General features: G+C 75.5%; 14 protein-coding genes and 1 pseudogene. 4 read left to right on the forward strand and 11 right to left on the reverse strand.

All coding sequences use genetic code 11. The features are described 5' to 3' along the window. On the reverse strand, positions 1-597 hold a 597-nt coding region (locus AB0399_RS36845; protein ID WP_366414258.1), incomplete at its 3' end, for a hypothetical protein. A gap of 305 nt (positions 598-902) precedes the next feature. Here AB0399_RS36845 and AB0399_RS36850 point away from each other — a divergent pair. From AB0399_RS36850 to AB0399_RS36865, 4 genes are all read left to right on the forward strand, one after another. After that, the gene (locus AB0399_RS36850) at positions 903-1,832 is read left to right on the forward strand and encodes an ABC transporter ATP-binding protein (RefSeq protein WP_328470142.1); all 930 of its coding nucleotides are present in this window, start codon (positions 903-905) and stop codon (positions 1,830-1,832) included. Further along, the gene (locus AB0399_RS36855) at positions 1,829-2,701 is read left to right on the forward strand and encodes an ABC transporter permease (protein ID WP_328470140.1); all 873 of its coding nucleotides are present in this window, start codon (positions 1,829-1,831) and stop codon (positions 2,699-2,701) included. Before AB0399_RS36850 ends, AB0399_RS36855 begins: the two co-directional genes overlap by 4 nt. A 229-nt stretch (positions 2,702-2,930) precedes the next feature. Next, a complete protein-coding gene (locus AB0399_RS36860; RefSeq protein WP_366414259.1) occupies positions 2,931-4,238 on the forward strand; it encodes a histidine kinase in 1,308 nt (435 codons plus the stop codon). 152 nt (positions 4,239-4,390) lie between these two features. Next, positions 4,391-5,059 carry a response regulator transcription factor gene (locus tag AB0399_RS36865; protein WP_329373837.1) on the forward strand — a complete coding sequence of 223 codons (669 nt, stop codon included), beginning with the start codon at positions 4,391-4,393 and terminating at the stop codon, positions 5,057-5,059. A 94-nt stretch (positions 5,060-5,153) separates the two neighbouring features. On the opposite strand, the gene AB0399_RS36870 is transcribed toward AB0399_RS36865, so the two are convergent. The 10 genes and pseudogenes from AB0399_RS36870 to infB all read right to left on the reverse strand — a co-directional run. Continuing rightward, complete coding sequence (locus tag AB0399_RS36870) at positions 5,154-5,717, reverse strand: DinB family protein (protein WP_366414260.1); 564 nt, start codon at positions 5,715-5,717, stop codon at positions 5,154-5,156. 128 nt (positions 5,718-5,845) lie between these two features. Further along, positions 5,846-6,805 (reverse strand): bifunctional riboflavin kinase/FAD synthetase, encoded by a 960-nt coding sequence (locus tag AB0399_RS36875; protein WP_329364101.1) that lies wholly within the window; start codon positions 6,803-6,805, stop codon positions 5,846-5,848. A 178-nt stretch (positions 6,806-6,983) separates the two neighbouring features. Next, positions 6,984-7,628, reverse strand: coding sequence for a dual specificity protein phosphatase family protein (locus AB0399_RS36880; RefSeq protein WP_329364103.1), 645 nt, complete (start codon positions 7,626-7,628; stop codon positions 6,984-6,986). A gap of 352 nt (positions 7,629-7,980) precedes the next feature. Beyond that, complete coding sequence (locus AB0399_RS36885; RefSeq protein ID WP_366414261.1) at positions 7,981-8,910, reverse strand: hypothetical protein; 930 nt, start codon at positions 8,908-8,910, stop codon at positions 7,981-7,983. Next, on the reverse strand, positions 8,907-11,351 hold the full coding sequence (locus AB0399_RS36890) for a PEP/pyruvate-binding domain-containing protein (protein WP_366414262.1): 2,445 nt from the start codon (positions 11,349-11,351) through the stop codon (positions 8,907-8,909). The genes AB0399_RS36885 and AB0399_RS36890 overlap by 4 nt, the downstream gene beginning before the upstream one ends. 263 nt (positions 11,352-11,614) lie before the next feature. Next, entirely contained in the window at positions 11,615-15,706 is a 4,092-nt protein-coding gene (locus AB0399_RS36895; RefSeq protein ID WP_366414263.1) for a serine protease, read from the reverse strand. A 379-nt stretch (positions 15,707-16,085) separates the two neighbouring features. Beyond that, a complete protein-coding gene (truB, locus tag AB0399_RS36900) occupies positions 16,086-16,982 on the reverse strand; it encodes a tRNA pseudouridine(55) synthase TruB (RefSeq protein ID WP_366414264.1) in 897 nt (298 codons plus the stop codon). Next, positions 16,979-17,506, reverse strand: coding sequence for a 30S ribosome-binding factor RbfA (gene rbfA / locus AB0399_RS36905; RefSeq protein ID WP_329364111.1), 528 nt, complete (start codon positions 17,504-17,506; stop codon positions 16,979-16,981). The genes truB and rbfA overlap by 4 nt, the downstream gene beginning before the upstream one ends. Positions 17,507-17,550: 44 nt before the next feature. After that, positions 17,551-17,847: a DUF503 domain-containing protein gene (locus tag AB0399_RS36910; RefSeq protein WP_366414265.1), complete on the reverse strand. Its 297-nt coding sequence runs from the start codon at positions 17,845-17,847 to the stop codon at positions 17,551-17,553. Between the two features lie 102 nt (positions 17,848-17,949). Next, positions 17,950-20,235 (reverse strand): annotated as a pseudogene (gene infB, locus AB0399_RS36915) (translation initiation factor IF-2); the annotation flags it as partial. Between the last annotated feature and the right edge of the window lie 98 nt (positions 20,236-20,333).

Here is a 20,333-nt window from a genome sequence, read left to right on the forward strand (position 1 = left end):
ACCCGAGAGGCGTACTTCAACCTCTCCGCCATGGTCGCCGAGGACTTCGTACGGGCCCAGCAGGCACAGGGCCTGTGGACACAGGACGGCAGCAATCCGCCGCCGGTGCAGGCGCCGCCGATGCCGGGGCAGCCCGGCTACCAGGGCCAGCAGCCAGGCCAACCCGGCCAACCCGGCCAGCCCGGGCCGCAGCAGTACCCGCCACCGGGACCGTACGGCGGCCCGCAGGACGGGGGCGCGCAGCCGTACCCGGCCCCGGGACAGCCGGGCCAACCCGGTCAGCCCGGTCAGCCCGCCGGTCCGTACGGGCAGCCGGGGCAGCCCGGTCCTTACGGCGCCGCCCAGCCGATGCCGCCCGGCCAGGTCCCGCCGGGCCAGTACGGCGCGGCGCCGCAGGGCCCCCCGCAGCCGTACCCGCCGGCACAGCAGGGGCCGGGCCAGCCGGGGTTCCAGCCGGAGTCCTCCCAGCCGCAGGCCCCGCAGCCCCAGCAGGGCTGGCCGCAGCCGGGCCAGGACGGGCAACCGGGACAGCCGGGGCAACCGGCTCAGCCCGGACAGCCGCCGCAGTACGGATACCCGGCGCCGCCGCAACAGCACTGACGGCCCGCGCTCCGGGACACTCCGGGACGTCAGGGGACGTCAGGGCGGACGCGCGAACCGAGGGCCGCCGCCGTGGACCACCACGGCGGCGGCCCTGCCGTATTCCGGGCCCGCGCCGGTCCGGCCCCCGGTCGGCGTACGACACGGGTCGTACGCGCCGTCCGCCCGCAGGCGCACACGGCCGTCCGAAGGTCCGCCCGTGGGCCGTCGCCCGGCGGACCGTGGGAAACGACGATGGAAACAGCTCGCATCAGCGGGCGCCCAACCGCCGCACGGCGGCCCATCGTCCGAGGATGCCTTCGATGATCGAAGCCCATGCCCTGTCCAAGCGGTACGGCGAGCGTGTCGCCGTCGCCGATCTGAGTTTCACCGTGCGGCCGGGCGCGGTGACCGGCTTCCTCGGCCCGAACGGCGCGGGGAAGTCCACCACGATGCGGATGATCCTCGGGCTGGACTCGCCGACCTCGGGCCGGGTGACCGTCAACGGCAAGGCGTACGCCGACCATCCGGCACCGCTGCGCGAGGTGGGCGCGATGCTGGAGGCCCGCGCCATCCACACCGGCCGCAGCGCCTACCACCACCTGCTCGCCCTCGCCGTGACCACCGGCATCCCCCGCAGCCGGGTGGACGAGGTGCTCGACACCGTCGGTCTGAGCGCGGTGGCCCGCAAGCGCGTCGGCAGCTTCTCCCTGGGCATGGGCCAACGCCTCGGCATCGCCAGCGCGTTGCTCGGCGACCCGGCCACGCTCGTGCTGGACGAACCCGTCAACGGGCTCGACCCCGAGGGCGTGCTGTGGATTCGCACCCTCCTGAAGAACCTCGCCGCCGAGGGCCGTACGGTCCTGCTCTCCTCCCACCTGATGTCCGAGATGGCGCTCACCGCGGAGCACCTCATCGTCATCGGCCGCGGCCGCCTCATCGCGGACACCTCGGTGACGGAGTTCGTCGCGGGCGCGGGCGGCGGGTCGGTACGGGTCCGGTCGGACGAGGCCGAGCGGCTGCGCGGCCTGCTGGGCGGACCGGGCGTGTCAGTGGCCTCCGACACCCGGCAGGTGCTGGAGGTGTCCGGGCTGACCAGCGACCGGATCGGCCGGATCGCGGCCGACGCGGGCATCGCGCTGGCCGAACTCACCCCGCAGCAGGCCTCGTTGGAGGACGCGTTCATGGAGCTGACGAAGGACGCCGTGGAGTACCAGACTCCGCGGCACGAGACCGAGAGGCAGCCGGCATGAGTACGGGTACGGGCACGATCGCGGCCCCGGCGGGCCGGGGCGGGAGCGGCGAGGGGGCGGCCCTCGGACCTGACCGGTCCGGCGGCGGCACCGGCGTCACGCAGGCACGAGTGCTGTACTCGGAGTGGATCAAGCTCCGGACACTGCGGTCCACGTTCTGGACGCTGATCGGTGCGATGGTGGCGCTGATCGGCTTCGGGATGCTCTTCACGGCGATCACCGCGAGCCGCTGGCCGCACCTGGCGCCACACGAGCGGGCCACGTTCGACCCGGTGGCGACCAGCCTGCGCGGCTTCTTCCTCGCGCAGCTCGCGGTCGGCGTGCTCGGTGTGCTCACCGTCAGCGGCGAGTACTCGACCGGGATGATCCGCTCGTCGCTGTCGGCGGTGCCGCGCCGGCTGCCGGTGCTGTGGGCGAAGGCGGCGGTGTTCGCGGCGGTGGTGTGGGCGCTCATGACGGTGGCCGCGCTGGTGGCGTTCCTCGCCGGCCAGTCCCTGCTGACCTCCCGGCACGTCGGGGTGTCGCTCACCGATCCGGGCGTGCCGCGGGCGGTGCTGGGCACGGCCCTGTACCTGACGGTCGTCGGGCTGCTCGGGGTGGCGATCGGCGCGCTGATCCGCAACACGGCGGGCGGCATCGCCACCCTCTTCGGGGTGCTGATGATCCTCCCGGTGCTCGCCGAGGCGCTGCCGACCTCGTGGAGCGACCATGTCAGCCAGTGGCTGCCCAGTACGGCCGGGCAGTCGGTGTTCGCCATCCATCAGGAAAGTCACACGCTCGCCCCGTGGCCGGGTTTCGTGGTCTTCTGTGCGTACGCCGCCGCCGCGCTGGCCGGTGCGGCGGTCCTGCTGAAGCGCCGCGACGCGTAGGCCCGGCCTCCTCCGTGCCCGCTCCGCCGCAGTATCACCCCCGGAAGTCCCGTCCCCGGAGTGCCCGATGAGCCTGCCGACCGAATCGGTCCCGACGATCCGCCCGCCCGGCCGGCGACGGCTGCGCGGTGCGAAGCGGCTGACGGGTGCCGGACGCTCATCGGGTGCCGGACGCTCGTCGGGCACGGGACACGCGTCGGGTGCGGGACGCGTGTCCGGTGCGGGAGGCGTGTCCCGTGCGGTGCGGGCCGTCGCGGACCGGTTCGGGTGGGGTCCGGCGGGGCGGCGGAGACCGGCCGAACACCTGCCGGTGGACGCGCTGTTCGCGCTCGGGATGTTCCTGTTCTTCACCGCGCTCCAGCACGGCGTGCTGCGCCACGCCCCGGTACCGACGCTGCTCGTGCAGAGCGGACTGGTCGTACCGCTGGCGTGGCGGCGGCGGGCACCGATGGTCGTGTTCGGCGCGGTGGCCACGGTGGCGTTCGCGCAGTGGCTGGCCGGTGTGAAGACACCGGCGGACGGGGTACTGCTGGTCGCGCTCTACACGGTGGCCGCCCAGGTCGGCGGCCTGGCCCGCCTGCTGGCCGCGTTCGCGGTCCTGGAGTCGGGCATCGTGCTCGCCACCGTGCGGTGGTCGATGCACGACCGCGCGGTGGCGAGCTTCGTCTCGCTGTCGGCGATGGCCCTCGCGGCCTCGGTGATCGGTACCAACATGCGCTCCCGGCGGCAGCACATGGAGTTCCTCGAGGATCGCGCGGTGCGGCTGGAACGGGAGCGGGACCAGCGCGCCCAGCTCGCGGTGGCCGGCGAACGCGCCAGGATCGCCAGGGAGATGCACGACATCGTGACGCACAACCTGTCGGTGATGGTGGCCCTCGCGGACGGCGCCGCGTTCGCCATGGAGCGGTCACCGGACCGGGCCGCGGCAGCGATGCGGCAGACGTCGTCGACCGGCCGGCAGGCGATGACCGACATGCGTCGCTTCCTGGGAGTGCTGCGGGCCGACGAGCCGGACGCGCTGCGGCACCCGATGCCCGGGATCGCCCAACTCGAGGCGCTCGCCGAGCAGGTGCGGGCGGCGGGGCTGCCGACCCGGCTGGAGGTCGCGGGCGAGCCCGCCGTGGTGCCGGCCGCGGCGCAGCTGACCGCCTTCCGGCTGGTACAGGAGGCGTTGACGAACACCCTGAAGCACGCGCCCGCGGGTGCCCGGGCGGAGGTGCGGCTGTCCTGCGAGCCCCACGCGCTGGCGGTCAGCGTCATGGACGACGGCGCGGGCACGACGCCTCCCGTAACGCCGCCCGGCTCTTCCGACCCGCACGAACCGTATGGGCCACACGAACCGTACGGACCTGACCGGCCGGGCCGGTCGCCCCAGCCGGAATCGCCGTCCGCCCCCGCCCGGGCCGCCGGTCACGGCCTGGCCGGCATGCGCGAGCGGGCCGCGGCCTACGGCGGGCAACTGACCGCGGGCCCATGCCCCGGCGGCGGCTGGCAGGTCACGACGGTACTCGCGCTGGCCACACCCGAGGCGCTGTGAACGGGCCGGGCACAACAGGCGGCGCAGGCGGTACCGGCGACACCGGCCTGGGCGGCACCGGCGCAGGCGGCACCGGCGTGGGCACGGGCCACCCGGACAACAGCAGCGGCAACGGCAGCAGCGGGGATGCCACGGGTACGGCGTCGCCGCCGATCCGGGTGCTGCTCGTGGACGACGAGCCGCTGCTGCGGATGGCGTTCACGATGGTGCTCGACGCGCAGCCGGACATGACGCCGGTCGGCGAGGCGGGGGACGGCGCGCAGGCGGTACGCCAGGTACGGGCGCTGCGGCCGGACGTGGTGCTGATGGACGTACGGATGCCGGGCATGGACGGCATCGAGGCGACGACGCGGATCGTGGAGAGCTGCCCGCGGTCACGGGTGCTGATCCTCACCACCTTCGACCTGGACGCGTATGCCTTCGCCGGGCTCAAGGCGGGCGCCTCGGGCTTCCTGCTGAAGAACGCGCTGCCCGAGGAACTGCTCGCCGCGATCCGCGCGGTGGCCGCGGGCGACGCGGTGGTGGCGCCGCGGATCACCCGGCGGCTGCTGGAGCGCTTCGCCCACCAGCTGCCGTCGGCGGACGACCGCACCGGCCACCCGTCGGGCGACGACCGGCTGGCACGGCTGACCGCCCGCGAGCGCGAGGTCCTGGTCGAGGTCGGCCGCGGCCTGTCCAACACGGAGATCGCGGGCACCCTGCACCTGGCCGAGGCCACGGTCAAGACCCACCTGAGCCGCATCCTGGTCAAGCTCGAACTGCGCGACCGCGTGCAGGCCGTCGTCTACGCCTACGAGGCCCGCCTCGTCCGCCCGGCCTGACCGCTCCCCGGCGCCGGCTCCTACCCCGGCCGGTGGCCCCGGCCTCCGGGTCCCGCTCTCGGCCCCCGCCCTCGGCCCCGGCCCCGGCCCCCGGTCAGAAGCCCGTCGCACCGTCTATCCGCTCGCGCAGCAGGTCCGCGTGGCCGTTGTGCCGGGCGTATTCGGCGATGAGGTCGACCAGGATGAAGCGCAGCGACATCTCCTTGCCCGTCACCAGGGAACGGCAGGTCGCGTCGAGCGAGGGCGCGGCGGCCACGATCCGGCGGGCGTGCTCGCACTCGCCGCGCCAGAGCGCGAGCGCCTCGGCCACGTCGCCGTCGAGCCACTCGAAGTCCTGGTCGGGCGCGTCGTCGGAGTAGTGCAGCGTCGGCAGGTCCTCACCGGCGAAGTGCTGCCGGAACCACCAGCGCTCGACCCCGGCGAGGTGCCGGACCAGGCCGTGCAGGCTCAGCCCCGACGGCGGGACCGCCTTCTCGGACATCCGGTCGGCGGCGACGCCGGCGCACTTCAGCGCGAAGGTCTCCCGGTGCCAGTCCAGGAAGGCGGTCAGCGTCGCGCGCTCGCCACCCGTCCGGGGCAGCTCGGGTCGGCCGGTGCGCTCCGACGCCGACGCGAGCTGGATGTGCCGGGCGAGCGGCGTGTAGTCCTTCGCGGTCATACCCGAAGTCTCGCAGCGACCACTGACAGCCGGCAGGAGCGTCAACGCCTGCCGTGCCCCAGCCGGTTGCCGGCCGCGCTCCCACCGGTTGCCGGCCGTACTGCGACCGGTTGCCGGCCGCGCCGCCCTCAGGCGCGGGGCGGTTCCGCCGCTTCGACCAGTTCGCGGGCGCGCTTGACGTCGTCGGCCATGCGTTCCAGCAGCGCTTCGACGGTGTCGAACTTCTCCATGCCGCGCAGGTAGGCGAGGAAGTCGACGGCGACGTGCAGGCCGTAGAGGTCGAGCCCGACCCGGTCGATGGCGTACGCCTCCACGGTGCGCGCGGTGCCGTCGAAGGTGGGGTTGGTGCCGACCGAGATCGCGGCGGGCATCGGCTCGCCCTCGACGTGCAGCCAGCCCGCGTAGACGCCGTCGGCGGGGATCGCGGTGTGCGGGAGCGTCTCCACGTTGGCGGTGGGGAAGCCGAGTTCGCGGCCGCGCTGGGCGCCGCGCACCACCACGCCCTCCACCCGGTGCGGGCGGCCCAGCACCTCGGCGGCGCCCGCGACGTCGCCCTCGGCGATCAGCCGCCGGGTCAGCGAGGAGGAGAACGGCTCGCCGCCGCCGGCCGTACCGCGCACGAACAGGTCCACCACTTCGAGGTCGTAGTCGTACTTCAGGCCGAGCGCGGACAGGAAGTCCACGTCGCCGGCGGCCTTGTGGCCGAAGCGGAAGTTGGGCCCCTCCACGACGAGTTTGGCGTGGAGGCCGTCGACCAGCACCGTGCGGACGAACTCGCTCGGCGTCAGCTTGGAGAACTCGCTGGTGAACGGGAGGATCAGCAGCGCGTCCACGCCGAGTTCCGCGACGAGTTCGGCCCGGCGGTGGTGCGCGGACAGCAGCGGCGGGTGGCTGCCGGGGCGGACCACCTCGCTGGGGTGCGGGTCGAAGGTGACCACGACCGACGGCAGCCCCAGCTCGCGCGCCCGCTGCACCGCCCGCCCCATGATGAGCTGGTGGCCGCGGTGCACACCGTCGTACGACCCGATGGTGACGACGCTGCGGCCCCAGTCACCGGGAACGTCCTCCAAGCCCCGCCACCGCTGCACCTTGACGCTCCGCTTCTGCTGTTCGACTGCTGTCCGGCCGTGTCTTCGCTGTCTGCACGCTGGTTCGCGCGCTTGTCTTCGCCCTGCTCTTCGCGCTGTCTTCCGTCACCGCGTGCCCGCGGCCCACGCGGCACGCGCCCGCGCTACGGACAAGCCTGCCATGCCGCCGGGCGCCGCCTCACAGCGACGCCTTGATCCGGCGGGGCGCGTCGAGCAGCCGGCTGATCCCGCTGACCAGGGCGGGCGGCTGACGGCTGCCGTGCCGCCCCGCGTGCAGGACGTAGTAGACCTGCTCGACGGAGGGCGGGCCGACCGCCACCGTCCGCACCGCGGCCTGCTCCGCGGTGGCCTGCCCGGTACGCACCAGGTAGGCGGCGATCATCACACCGGTTCGGCCGACGCCCGCGCCGCAGTGCACGTAGACCGGTCCGTCGGACGCCTTCACGATCCGCAGGAAGTCGTCGACCTGCCGCTCGGTGGGGGTCTGGCCGTCGCGGACCGGCAACCGGACGGCGGTCAGCCCGGCCCGGGCGGGGAGCGCCACCTCCCGGGCGGACAGGTCCTCGGCGCGCAGGTCCACCACCGTGCGGATGCCGTCGGCGGCGAGTTCGCGGTAGCCGGCCGCGGTGGGCGCGGACCCGCGGTAGACCTTGCCGTCGACCTTGAGGAAGTGGTTGATCCCGGCGGGGGTGTGCCGGCCGCCGGACGCGTCCTGGCGGGCCCACGCGGTCAGCGCGAGCATGCCCCCGGCCGCGCCCGCCCACAGCACGCCGTAGCCGAGCAGGCAGCAGACCAGCACCTTGGCGGCGCGGCGGACCAGCACACGCCCGGACCAGACGACCGGGATCGCCGCGGCCGCCGGGACCGGCAGCGCGGGAGCGGCCGCGAGCGGTGGGCCCGACGACGGAGACGGGGGCGCCGACGACGGCGACGGCGAGGCGAAAGATGACAGGGAAGGCGAAGGAGGGGCCTGGGACAAGGCGCTGTTCACCACCTGGGTGGAAAACGGGGGACGGTGGCCGCCGTCCCTCCCCAGGGGCGACGCCGTACGAGCAGGCTACCCGCTGCCGGCCCGGGACGGCCGTGTCCGAGCCGGGCTGTGCCGGAGAAACCGTGCCGGAGAAACCGTGCCGGAGGGCTGTACCGGCGCGGGGCCGTGCCCAGGTGAGGAGGCGTCAGTGCGGGAGGGCGGCCTGGCCGTCACCCAGGATCTTCGCGGTGGCGCGGTTCGCGGTCGCGTCGGTCAGGCAGCCGCGCAGCCGCATCACGTCGTGCGGGCTCAGGGCCGGGCGGATCACGCCCGCGTAGACGCCGTCGGAGAGCACGCCCAGGCTCGCGTCGGGGCTCGGCGCGGAAGTGGAGCGCCGGCAGCCCTCCCACAGGTCGCGGGCGGCCAGTTCGCGGGCGGCGGCGCCGGAACTGCCATGCACCTTGACCTGGAAGACGACGGTGGTGGCCGCCGCGCTCGGCCGCGCCTCCTCCCGCGTCTCGGTGGCGTCGGCGAGCGCGTGGACGCCCCAGATCAGCAGGGCCACCGCGGCCACCGCGCCGACCACGGACAGCAGCACGCGCAGCCTGCGCGCGGGCGGCACCGCGGGCTGGTCCTCCAACTGCGGGACGGTGCCGTGCACTCCGCCCGCGGGCGCGGCCAGCGGCGCCAGCCGCCCGGCGAGGCGCCGCTCGGCCCCCGGCCGGGCGGTGGCGGCCGCGATCCGCTGGATCACCCAGGCCACGCCGGACAGCGCGGCACCGGTCACCATCAGGATCGGCACGAAGACGAACGTCCCCGTGCTGCCGTCGCCGCGCCCGGCGCCGTCCCGCTGGTCCGCGCCCAGCCAGCGGAAGGGGTGCGTGGCGGACTGCTCCCGGGAGTGCTCCAGCCGCCGCCTTATCTCCTCGGCACGGGCGTCCGAGTCGTTCAGCCGGCGCTCCAGCCGTCCCATCCGGCCGAGCAGGATCACGCACACCAGGAAGCCCTCCACGGCCAGCAGCAGCACCCCGCAGAGCACGGCGCGCTGCCACTCCCACCGGTAGAGGTAGACGACGAGGTAGATCGCGGCGGCGAGGGTGGACAGGCCGCCGAACAGGTAGCTGACGTACTTCATGCCGCCGCTCCCTCGCCCTTGCCCCGCGCGTCGCCGTCGGGACCGGTGGGCCCGGTGGGCCCGGTGGAGTCCGGCGGTGGGGCGGTCCGTGCGGCCACGGGAACGGGTTCGGCGGCCCGCTCGGCCGGCGGCTCGGATACGGCGAGGGGTTCGGGTACGGGTACGGGTACGGGATCAGCTACGGGTGCGGGTGCGGCCGGCCTGGCGTACGGCGCCTCGACCGTCCCCACCGCACCGGTCCCCCCGTCCACCGTGAGGACCGTGCCCGGGGTGAGGCGCTCGACGGCCCGCGGGACCCCCACGGCGGTCGGCACGTGATACTCGCGGGCCAGCACCGCCAGATGGGACAGCACGCTGCCGGTCTCGGCGACCAGCCCGGCGAGGCCGGGCAGCAGCGGCGCGAGCGCGGGGTCGAGCGTGCGGACCACCAGGACCGGGTGCGGCGGGCGCGGGCCCTCGCCGTCCCACGCCGTACCGGTGCCGTGGCCGCCGCCCGCGCCCTGACCGCCGCCGTCGGCACCGCGACCCCCGCCGCCGCGACCGATGCGCACCGCCTGCGGACTCCCGTCGGCGGCGATCCGGAAGGCCGCGGGCAAGGGCGCGGTCTCCGGCCGCGGCGAGCGCTCGGCGAGGCCGGTGGGGCGGGCGCCGCCGTCGGCCACGGCCATGAGCTCACGCCAGCGCAGCCGGGCGATCCGGCCCCGCTCTTCGGGCGCGCAGTGCGTGTCGATCCGGCTGCCGATCTCGCGCACCATCGACGTCTGCATCTCCTGCACCCACCGGATGCGCAGCCGCAGCCCCTCCCGTACGGACAGGAAACCGACGCCTCGCGGCACGCCGTTCCAGCCGACGTGCTCCGGCAGGTCGGGGCGCTTGCCGAGCGAGGGTGGCAGCAGCGTCAGCAACACCGGGTGCCGGCGGACCAGTTCGAGGTCGGAGCGGCCGCTCTCACGGCCCTCGGCGAGCACGGCGAGCGCCTCGCCCGCGGCGGTGCTCCCGGCATCGGTGTCCAGCAGCGCGCCGGCCAGCGACTCCTGCGCGTGCAGCGACGCGAGCACCGTACGGCCCCAGGCGACCGCGGTCAGCAGCTCGCCGCTGAGCATCTGCCGGGGCGCGGTGAAGTGGTGCAACTGGCGGTCGACGTCGGCCATCAGGTCGCGGGCGAGCAGCGGCAGCGCCGTACGCAACCGGCCGACCCGCCAGGCCGCGGCGGCCCGCCGGGCGCCGGGAGCGGGGTTGATGAAGTTCAGCACCGGGTGGGCGGCGGGCACCGCGCCGAGCAGCAGCAGGTCGGCGGCGGCCCGGCCGTCCACGGCGGTGGCGACCGGCAGCCTGCGCAACTTGCGGCGGGGCGCGGCGCCCGCGATGTCCAGGGCGAGGGTCAGGCCCTGGTTCATCGGGGCCAGCCACAGGTCCTCCTCCAGGGGTTGGAGGACACCCGGCAGCGTCTCGGCGACCGGTCCGGGGCCCAGCAGCCGCGCTCCCCTGGCCGGTCGGGCCGCCATCGCCGTGATCGGCCGGGCCTGGAAGAGCCACAGCCGCCCGCCGTCGTCGAAGCCGAACTCGACGTCCTGCGGGCCGCCGTAGACCTTCTCGGTACGGCGGGCCAGCCGGACGAGCTGGGCCAGCCGGCGGCGGCCGAGCGGACCGGTGCCGTGCGGTGCGGCCGGCTCGGTGTGCAACAGCCTTCCGCGGCGGGTGAGCTGGTAGCGCACGCCCTGGGTGCTGCCGTCCACGAGCCGGTCGGGGCCGCCGGTGACCGCGCTGACCAGGATGTGGTCGTACCTGCCCTCCACCGGGTCGGCACCGAACATCACGCCGCCGGCGGCCGCCCTGAGCATCGGCTGCACCAGCACCGCCATCCCGTGCAGCGGGTCGGCAGCGCCCGCGTCGCCGTCCGGCGCCGCCCGCAGCGCGGAGTCCAGCACCTGCCGGACCGCCCGCGTGAACGCCTCCCAGCCGCGTACGTCGAGCACCGAGTCGAACCGGCCCGCCATCGAGGAGTCCTCGGTGTCCTCGTGCGCGGAGGAGGAGCGGACCACCAGCGCGGCCGGGTCGTGAGGTCCCGGGCCGCCGCCGCCCGCCGTGGGCGCCGTGTCGATGGCTGCGCGGCCGGCGCTGCCCGTGCGGCGCGCACCGCCCGGGCCACCCGGGCCGCCCGTACGGTCCCCGCTCGCCTCGCTCGCCACCAGCAGTTCCCAGGCCGCCCGCAGCGCGTCGGTCCCCGCCGGGGCGCCCGGCGCCCGGTCGGCGGCGACCAGGACGAAGCCGGGCAGCACCGGCAGGCCCGCGGCGGCCGCCCGCGCGAGGTTCGCCGCCTTTGCCCCGGCCACGGACGGATCGGCGGCCACGACGCTGTCCAGCGGCGCCACCGCCAGCGCCATGGCGTCGATCCCGTCGTTCCCGTCGTTCCCGTCAATCCCCTCGATCCATATGCCCATTGCCAGCTCCTTCCGGCGGCCGCCACCCCCTTGGGGGTTGCTCCGGGAACCGGTCGCGGGTCGCGCGACCGCCCTCAACGGCCCCTACCCGTCAGGGCAACGCTTCTTCACCGCCCAGACCTTCCGCCGTCGCCGACGTGTCGCCTCCGGCGCCCTCCGACCGATCCGTTCCGGCCATCCCCACCGTCGGGACAGAGAACCCGGCGGCCGGCGCGGGTAGTTGGGCGCGCGAGGGCAACGGTGGACGCGGCGGCCGGGCGGGCTCAGGAGGCGACCAGGAGGTCATGGCGGGCGCTCGGGCCCAGCAGGGTGTCCCAGGTGGTGTCGGTCAGCCAGGTGCGCAGCAGGTGGGCGAAGGAGGGGTGCTCGGCGGCGAGGGCGACCACGGTGCGGTCGAAGCGGGCGGCGCCCTGGGGGGTGCGGGTGAGCAGCAGGGCGAGGCGGTGGACGAGGTCGCGGGTGAGCAGGGGGTGTTGCGTGGGGGCGGCGAGGGCCGCGGCGGAGAGGAGCGCGGCGAGCACGTCGGGGTCGCGCTCGGTCTCCAGGGCGGCGTCGAGCAGTTCGTGGCGCAGCGGCTGGGACAGGTGGGTGCCGGGGGTGGCGAAGACCGGCAGCAGGGCCGACCTGATCGGTGCGGGGTGGTCGCGCAGCAGGGCGGCGGTGAGGGTGCGCAGCAACGGCCTTGCGCCGGGGCCGTGTTCGAGCCGCAGGTCGAGGTAGCGGGCGACGTCGGGCGCGGCCTCCGGGTGCTGCTGGAGGTGGTCCTGGACGAGGACGGCGGCCCTGCGCGCGAGCACTGGTTCCCTGACGGCGGCGAGCGCGGCCAGCACCTCGGCCGCCCGCAACGCCGTACGACGCCCGGCCGCGGCGCCCGCCGAACCCTCCCCGACACCCTCGCACGCGCCCTCGCTCTCGCTCTCGCCACCGTCACCGCCCGCGGCGCGCAACCTCGTCCGAAACGCGTCGAGCACCATCTCGGGGTGCGTGTCCATCGCTTCGACCAGCGCGTCGGGCGCGAGGCCCGGATCGCCCGCGGCGAACCCGCGCAGCGCCGCCGGCAGATAGCGCACCCGGGTCGCGGGGTCGCGGACCAGCACTCCCAACGCCGCGCCGTGCAGACCGGTTTCGTCGGCCCGGGCGAGCAGCGCGAGCGCCGCGTACCGGAGCAGTTCGCGATCGGCGGGCCCGCGGGCGAAGCGCGCGACCCGGGCGCCGTACGTGGCGGCGGCGACCCGGCGGTCCGGGCGCGGGTCGTGCGCCCAGCGGTCGACGGCCCGGCAGATCGCTCCCGGATGGTCCTCGGCGAGCGCGACGAGCACCGCGTCGGCGCCGGGGTGCCCGGCGTCCACCAGCGCCTCGGTCAGCGCGTCGGGGGCGCGGCGGCTGTGGGTGTGCAGGAGCGCCTGCGCGGCGGAGGCGACGGTGAGGCGCCCGCCGACCGCGAACGGGTGCGCCGCCTGGAGCGGCCGGTCGTCGTCGAACCACCCGCACACCTCGGGCACCGCCTGCCCGCCCTGCTCGCGCACCAGATCCGACACCACGCCCAGGAAGCGGTCCTCCCGCCCGGCGCCGGGCGGGCCGTCCGCCGGGAGCAGCACCCTCAGCAGTTCCAGCCGGTCCGGCTCCGCCAGCGGCACCGCCCGCCAGAACCACGGCCCGAACTCGCCCAGAACGCCCAGGCGTTCGGGGACGAAACCGCCGGCCGCGATCGAGCGCACCACGATCCGCCCGGCCAGCGCGCGCAGTACGGGCAGCAGGGGCCCGGCGTCCTCCACCCGCAGCAGCGCCTCCCGCAGCAGGTGCGCGGCCCACCACTGGGCCTCGGTCCGGCGCCGGTCCGCGCCGGGCGCCACCGCGGGCACCAGCGACGCCCGCCCGGCCCCCCAGGGCTCCCCCGGCGCCGGCTCCGCCACCCGCGCGGGGACGAGCGCCCGGCCCCGCACGTTGGGCACCGTGTCCGCGTCCAGGTCCGTGCCTTCCGGCTCCGGTCCGGCCGGATGGCGGCCCCAGGCCGCAGTCGCGGCCGCGGTCGGCGGACCCACCGGCCGCACCGGCGGGCGAGCCGGTCCCGGCCACCCGGGCCGCCCGTCGTCCAGCACCTCGACCAGCGCCCCGAGATGCGCCGCGCGCGACTCCGGAGAGGCGAGCAGCAGCGCGCCCACCACCGGCCCGGCCCGGTGCCTCGGCACGGGCAGCGAGCGGGGGCGGCCGGAGGGGCCGACCGGCGGCGCGGGCGGCACCGGCGGCACCGGCACCGACCGGCCGTACGCCCCGCCGTACACCCCAACGCCGGCCCCCGAGCCGCCGCCGGCCCCGGCGGACCGCCCACCCGCCCGCGACGGGAGCCGCACGGGCGCGTCCCCGGGCACGAGCGGCGGCACGGGGTGCCCGGCGGACGGCGACCAGCGGTGCACCAGGGCGTTCAGGGCCGTCGCCAGGTCCAGGTGGAGGGACTGGACCCAGTCGCCGAACTCCTCGTGTGCGAAGCGGTATCCCGCCCCGGCCGGCACCAGCAGGCCCTCGGCGAGCACCGCGGACGCCCACCCCGTACGCCACGGGAACAGTTCCTCGAACGCCTCCCGGTCCAGCTCCCCCTGCCCCGGGCCCAGGCAGCGCCGGGCCGCTTCGTGGGCCTGCCCGGCCACCCGGGCGGCCAGCCGGCGCAGCCCCCGGCCGCGTACCGGCGGCGAGGTCGGTGTCGCGGCGCCCAGCCGCACCGCGATCCGCAGGCACGCCGCGTCCAGGTACGCGGCGAACACCTCCGCGCGGCTCGGCGCCGGCCCCTCCTCGGCGAGTTCGCCGAGCGCGGCCCGCACCTGGGACAGCAGCCGCAGCGTGAGCGGGTGCCCGGCGTCCCGGGGGCGCAGGGCGGCGTCGGGCAGGCCGTGCCGCTCGCGGGCCTCGGCCGCCTCCGTCCCGGCCAGGTCCCCCAGCCGCACGCAGGGCGGCAACGGCCGTACGGGCGCGCCGGGTTCGGCCTCCGCGCCCTCGCCCCCGCGCGCCCCCGGCACGTACAGCAGCTCGGCCGGCAGCATCGCGCCGGCCTGTTCCCAGAACTCGGGTCGGCACGCCACGACCAGCCGGGTCCGGCTGGTCCGCAGCCAGCCGGCGGTGGCGGCGGCCCACCCGGCGAGTTCGTGGGCGAGGACGGGCGGCATCTCCTCGGGTGCGTCGAGCAGGACGACCAGGGGGCGGCCGGCGGTGCGGGCGAGGACAGCGACGTCCTCGGTGGGATCGGCCATGCCGTACGCGAGCGAGGCGTGCTGCGGCTCGCCGGGGGCGTGGTCGGCCGCGCTGACCACCCGGGCGGCGGTGCGCAACGCGCGTTCCACGGCGTCCTTGACGCTGCCGTCGCCCGGGCGCAGCTCCGCGCCGCGCAGCCAGACCGTCGGGGCCGGGTGGGCGGCTTCGTGGCGGCGGGCGGCCAGCGCGGCGAGTTCGGTGCTGCGGCCGGTGCCGGGCTCGCCGACCAGGCCGAGGGCGAGCGGCGCGGCCTCGCCGCGGCGGCCGAGGAAGTCGTCGAGCGCGGCGGCGATCCGGGGTCTGGCCACCGGGTCGCGCCAGGGTTCCGGGGCGCTGCCGGCCGAGCCGACGCTGGTGGCGGCCAGGTGCAGGGCGCCCGCGAGGTTCAGGTGCGGGCCGTACGCCGGCACGGTCGCGGCGGCCCGGGCGACCAGTTCGGCCAGCGGAGGGGGCGAAGACGCGGCGTGCAGCGGCACCGCGAAGCCGCCGGCGCGGTGCCCGGCGTGCAGGGCGGTCACCACCACCGCGAGGACGGCGCCGGTTGCCGCGTCGACCACCGGGGTGCCGGACGCCTGCGGGCCCGCCTCGGCCAGGTCGGCGCCGTCGAGCGCCAACTCGTAGACGCCCTCGATCAGATGGAAGCGGTCGGTCGCGGTGTACGTGACCGCGGTGGTGCCCAGCACGGTCGCCGCGGCGGCCTGCGGCAGCCGCAGCACGGCCCGCCGCTCGGGGTGCCCGGGACCCGCGGGCGCGATCGGCAGGGGGCGTACGTCGAGGCCCTCGGTGGCGACCAGCGCGAGCCCGCACCCGGGCAGCGGGGTGACCGCCTCGGCCTCGACCAGGCACACCTGCTCGCCGGGGGCGTGCAGCACCAGTCGCGCGAGGCCGTCGACCGCCTCGTGGCTGGTGATCAGCGTGCCGTCGCGGTCGGCGAGGAAGCCGGTGCCGCGCGGCCGTCCGGCCAGGTCGCAGACCCGGATCAGCGCGCCCGCGCCACCGCCCGCGCCGCCCGCGCCGTCCTGCGCGCCGGTTCGTCCGCCGGCCTGTTCGCCGGCATGCCCGGCCCACCCGGCCCACGCCCGGGTCCTGCCACCACTGCGCACCGCTGCCATGACCGGCTCTCCCCCACTCCGCCCGCGCCCCCCTGCGCCCCGTTTCGTCCCGCTATCGACGGTAGGTGGCGGAAGATCCGGCGCCAAGATCGCCGGAAGAACGCGCCCCCCGTGCGACCCTCCGTTCACTCCGAGCGCCCGGCCATCCGGGTGATTTCGGGGGCTCGGGTGGACAAGGACAGCTCAGGGGGGTTGGAGGGGGTCGTGGGGCGGGGCCGCCAAGGGGACAGGCGGTCCCGTCGCACGGCAGGGCAGGCGTAGACGTAGGCGTACGGCGGGACCTCCCGCACGTGTCAGAGCCGGTGTACGGCGGGACCTCCCCGCGCCCGGCAGGGCAGGCGTACGCGAGACGTCGCCGTACCCGCCCGCACCCTGCCGGCTACTGCGCGAAGCCCGCCACGATCTTCGCGTGGCCCTGCTGCTCCTCGACCAGCGCGAGGAACCTGCCGTCGGGCCCGAAGGCCGCGTGGGTGCCCGCGCCGAGCGCCGGAGTACCGATCCTGACCCCGTTGCCGAGCAGCCGGGCCTGGTCGGCGTCGACGTCCCAGCGGGGGAAGGCGGCAGCCGCGGCCCGCTCGATCGGCAGTACCTCGAAGGACTCCTCCAGCTGCTCCAGCGTGCGCGCCCCCGTCAGGTCGTACGGCCCGACCCGGGTGCGGCGCAGCGCCGTGAGGTGGCCGCCGACACCGAGGCCGGCGCCCAGGTCGCGGGCGAGCGCGCGGATGTACGTGCCGGAGGAGCAGGTCACGGTGACGTCGAGGTCCAGCAGGCCGGGCGCGCCGTCGGGCACCCGCGTCTCCCGCACGGTGAAGGCGCTGACCGTCACCGGCCGGGCGGCCAGCTCGAACTCCTCGCCCTCGCGCACCCGGGTGTAGGACCGCACCCCGTTGACCTTGATGGCGCTGACCTTGGACGGCACCTGGAGGATCGCCCCGGTGAGCGCGGCGACCCCCGCGTCCACGGCGGCCCGGGTCACCTCGGCGGCGGACGCCTCGGACGTGACGTCGCCCTCGGCGTCGTCGGTGACCGTGGACTGGCCGAGCCGGATGGTGGCGGCGTACTCCTTCTCGGTGAGCGCGAGGTGGCCGAGCAGCCGGGTGGCGCGCTCCACGCCGATCACCAGCACACCGGTCGCCATCGGGTCGAGGGTGCCCGCGTGGCCGACCCGCCGGGTGCCGGCCAGCCGGCGCATCCGGGACACCACGCCGTGCGAGGTGAGCCCGCCGGGCTTGTCGACGACGACCAAGCCCGACGGGCCTTCCTTCCTGGGACTCATGCCTGGGTGCGACCGTCCTCGTCGCCGGCCGCGGCGGCCGGGCCGTCGTCGTCCGAGGCGGCTTCCGCGCCCTCGGTGCCGGCCTCGTCGTCGAGGTCGTCGTCCTCGGCCGGCTTGCGGTACGGGTCCGCCTCGCCGGCGTACTGGGCGTCGGTGGCGGTCTTGCGCACCTCTTCGTCGGCCGCGCGGGCCTTGGCCAGCAGGTCGTCGATGGTGCGGGCGTTGTCGGGCAGCGCGTCGGCGACGAACGCCAGGCTCGGGGTGAACCGCACCCCGGTCTGCCGGCCGACCTCGGAGCGCAGCACGCCCTTGGCGCTCTCCAGGGCGGCGGCGGAGGCGGCCCGCTCCTCGTCGTCCCCGTAGACCGTGTAGAAGACCGTCGCCTCCCGCAGGTCACCGGTGACCCGGGTGTCGGTGATCGTCACATACCCCAGCCGCGGGTCCTTGATCCGCCGCTGAAGGGTCTCCGCGACCACGACCCGGATGCGGTCCGCCAGCTTTCGCGCCCGCGCGGTGTCGGTCATCGTGTTCTTCTCTCTTCACTCGGTTGGTTCGGTCCGTCGTCCGGTCAGTCGTCGTCGCCGCCGTGGATACGCTGCCGTGTCGACAGCAGAGCCACCTCCGGGCGGGCGACCATCCAGCGCTCGCACCGGTCGAGTACGTCCTTGACGTGCCCGAGGTCGCCGGACACCGTCGCGATCCCTATCTCGGCCCTGCGGTAGAGGTCCTGGTCGCCGGTCTCGGCCACGCTCACCGCGAACTTGCGGTGCAGCTCGGCGACGATCGGGCGGATGACGGACCTCTTCTCCTTCAGCGACCGTACGTCACCGAGCAGCAGGTCGAAGCGGAGCGTTCCTACATACATGACTGTGAACGGTACAGGCGACGGCCGGGGCCGATCGACGGCTTTTCTGCCGTCGACCGGCCCCGGACCGGTGGTGCTGCCCGCCGTCGGCGAGCCGTGGGATCAGCCGCGCGGCTTCTCCCGCATCTCGTAGGTGGCGATGACGTCGTCGATCTTGATGTCGTTGTAGTTGCCGAGGTTGATACCGCCCTCGTAACCCTCACGAATCTCGGTGACGTCGTCCTTGAAGCGGCGCAGGCCCTCGATGTTGAGGTTCTCCGCGATGACCTTGCCGTCGCGCAGCAGGCGGGCCTTGGTGTTGCGCCGGACCTCGCCGGAGCGCACCAGCACACCGGCGATGTTGCCGAGCTTGGAGGAGCGGAAGACCTCGCGGATCTCGGCGGTGCCGAGCTCCACCTCCTCGTACTCGGGCTTGAGCATGCCCTTGAGCGCCGCCTCGATCTCCTCGATGGCCTGGTAGATCACCGAGTAGTAGCGGACGTCGACGCCTTCGCGTTCGGCCATCTGGGTGGCACGCCCGGCGGCGCGCACGTTGAAGCCGATGACGATGGCGTCGGAGCCGGTCGCCAGGTTGATGTCGGACTCGGTGACCGCACCCACGCCACGGTGCAGCACGCGGATGTCGACCTCCTCGCCGACGTCGAGCTGGAGCAGTGCCGATTCCAGCGCCTCGACCGAACCGGACGCGTCGCCCTTGATGATGAGGTTGAGTTCCTGCACCTCACCGGCCTTGAGCGCCTCGTCCAGGTTCTCCAGCGAGAACCTGCGGCCCTTGCGGGCGAACGCCGCGTTCCGCTCGCGGGCAGCACGCTTCTCGGCGATCTGCCGGGCGGTGCGGTCCTCGTCGACGACGAGGAAGTTGTCGCCCGCGCCGGGCACGTTGGTCAGACCGAGCACCAGCACCGGAGTCGACGGAGCCGCCTCCTCCACGCTGGCACCGCTGTCGTCGAGCAGGGCCCGGACCCGGCCGTACGCGTCGCCGACCACCATGGTGTCGCCGACCCGCAGGGTGCCGCGCTGGACCAGGACGGTCGCCACGGCGCCGCGGCCGCGGTCGAGGTGGGCCTCGATCGCGATGCCCTGCGCGTCCTGCTTCGGGTTGGCCCGCAGGTCGAGCGAGGCGTCCGCGGTCAGGACCACGGCCTCCAGCAGGCTGTCGATGTGCAGGCCCTGCTTGGCGGAGATGTCGACGAACATGGTGTCGCCGCCGTACTCCTCGGCGACCAGGCCGAACTCGGTGAGCTGACCGCGCACCTTCGTCGGGTCGGCGCCCTCGACGTCGATCTTGTTGACCGCGACCACGATCGGTACGTCCGCGGCCTTGGCGTGGTTGAGCGCCTCGATCGTCTGCGGCATCACACCGTCGTTCGCCGCGACCACGAGGATCGCGATGTCGGTGGACTTCGCACCACGGGCACGCATGGCGGTGAACGCCTCGTGACCAGGGGTGTCGATGAAGGTGATCGCGCGCTCTTCGCCGTTGACCTCGGTGGCGACCTGGTAGGCACCGATGTGCTGGGTGATGCCACCGGCCTCGCCCGCGACCACGTTGGTCTTGCGGATCGCGTCGAGCAGGCGGGTCTTACCGTGGTCGACGTGACCCATGACGGTCACCACCGGCGGACGGGAGACCAGGGCGTCCTCGCCGCCCTCGTCCTCGCCGAACTCGATGGAGAACGACTCGAGCAGCTCGCGGTCCTCCTCCTCCGGGCTGACGATCTCCAGCACGTAGTTCATCTCGCCGGCGAGCAGCTCCAGGGTGGAGTCGGACACCGACTGGGTGGCGGTGACCATCTCGCCGAGGTTCAACATCACCTGGACGAGCGACGCCGGGTTGGCGTTGATCTTCTCGGCGAAGTCGGTGAGCGAGGCACCGCGCGACAGGCGCACGGTCTGGCCGTTGCCGCGGGGCAGCAGCACGCCGCCCACGGACGGGGCCTGCATGGCCTCGTACTCCTGGCGCCGCTGACGCTTGCTCTTACGGCCTCGGGCCGGACGGCCACCGGGGCCGCGACCGAAGGCGCCCTGCGTTCCGCCACGGCCACCCGGGCCGCCCGGACGTCCGCCGAAGCCGCCGGGGCGCGGACCGAAGCCGCCACCGCCGCCGGGGGCACCGCCACCGGGACGGGGACCGCCGAAGCCGCCACCGCCGCCACCGGGACGACCGCCGCCACCGGGACCGGCCGGACGGCCGGCGAAGCCGCCGCCGCCACCGGGACGCCCACCGGGACCGCCGGAACGGCCACCGGGGCCGCCGCCGGGACGCCCACCGGGACCGCCGGGACGGCCGCCCGTGGAGGGCGCGGGGCGCTGCGGCATCATGCCCGGGTTCGGGCGCGGGCCCGAGGACTGCGGGCGGGGCATGCCGCCCGGGGACGGACGGGAGCCCGTGTACATCACCAGGACCCGTTCGCAGAACTCGCCCACGAGCGCGATGTCGTGGCTGACGAACAGGATCGCGGCGGAGGTGTCCCGCCGGATGTCGG

It is taken from the genome of Streptomyces sp. NPDC088194 (assembly GCF_040702025.1).
Classification (GTDB): domain Bacteria; phylum Actinomycetota; class Actinomycetes; order Streptomycetales; family Streptomycetaceae; genus Actinacidiphila.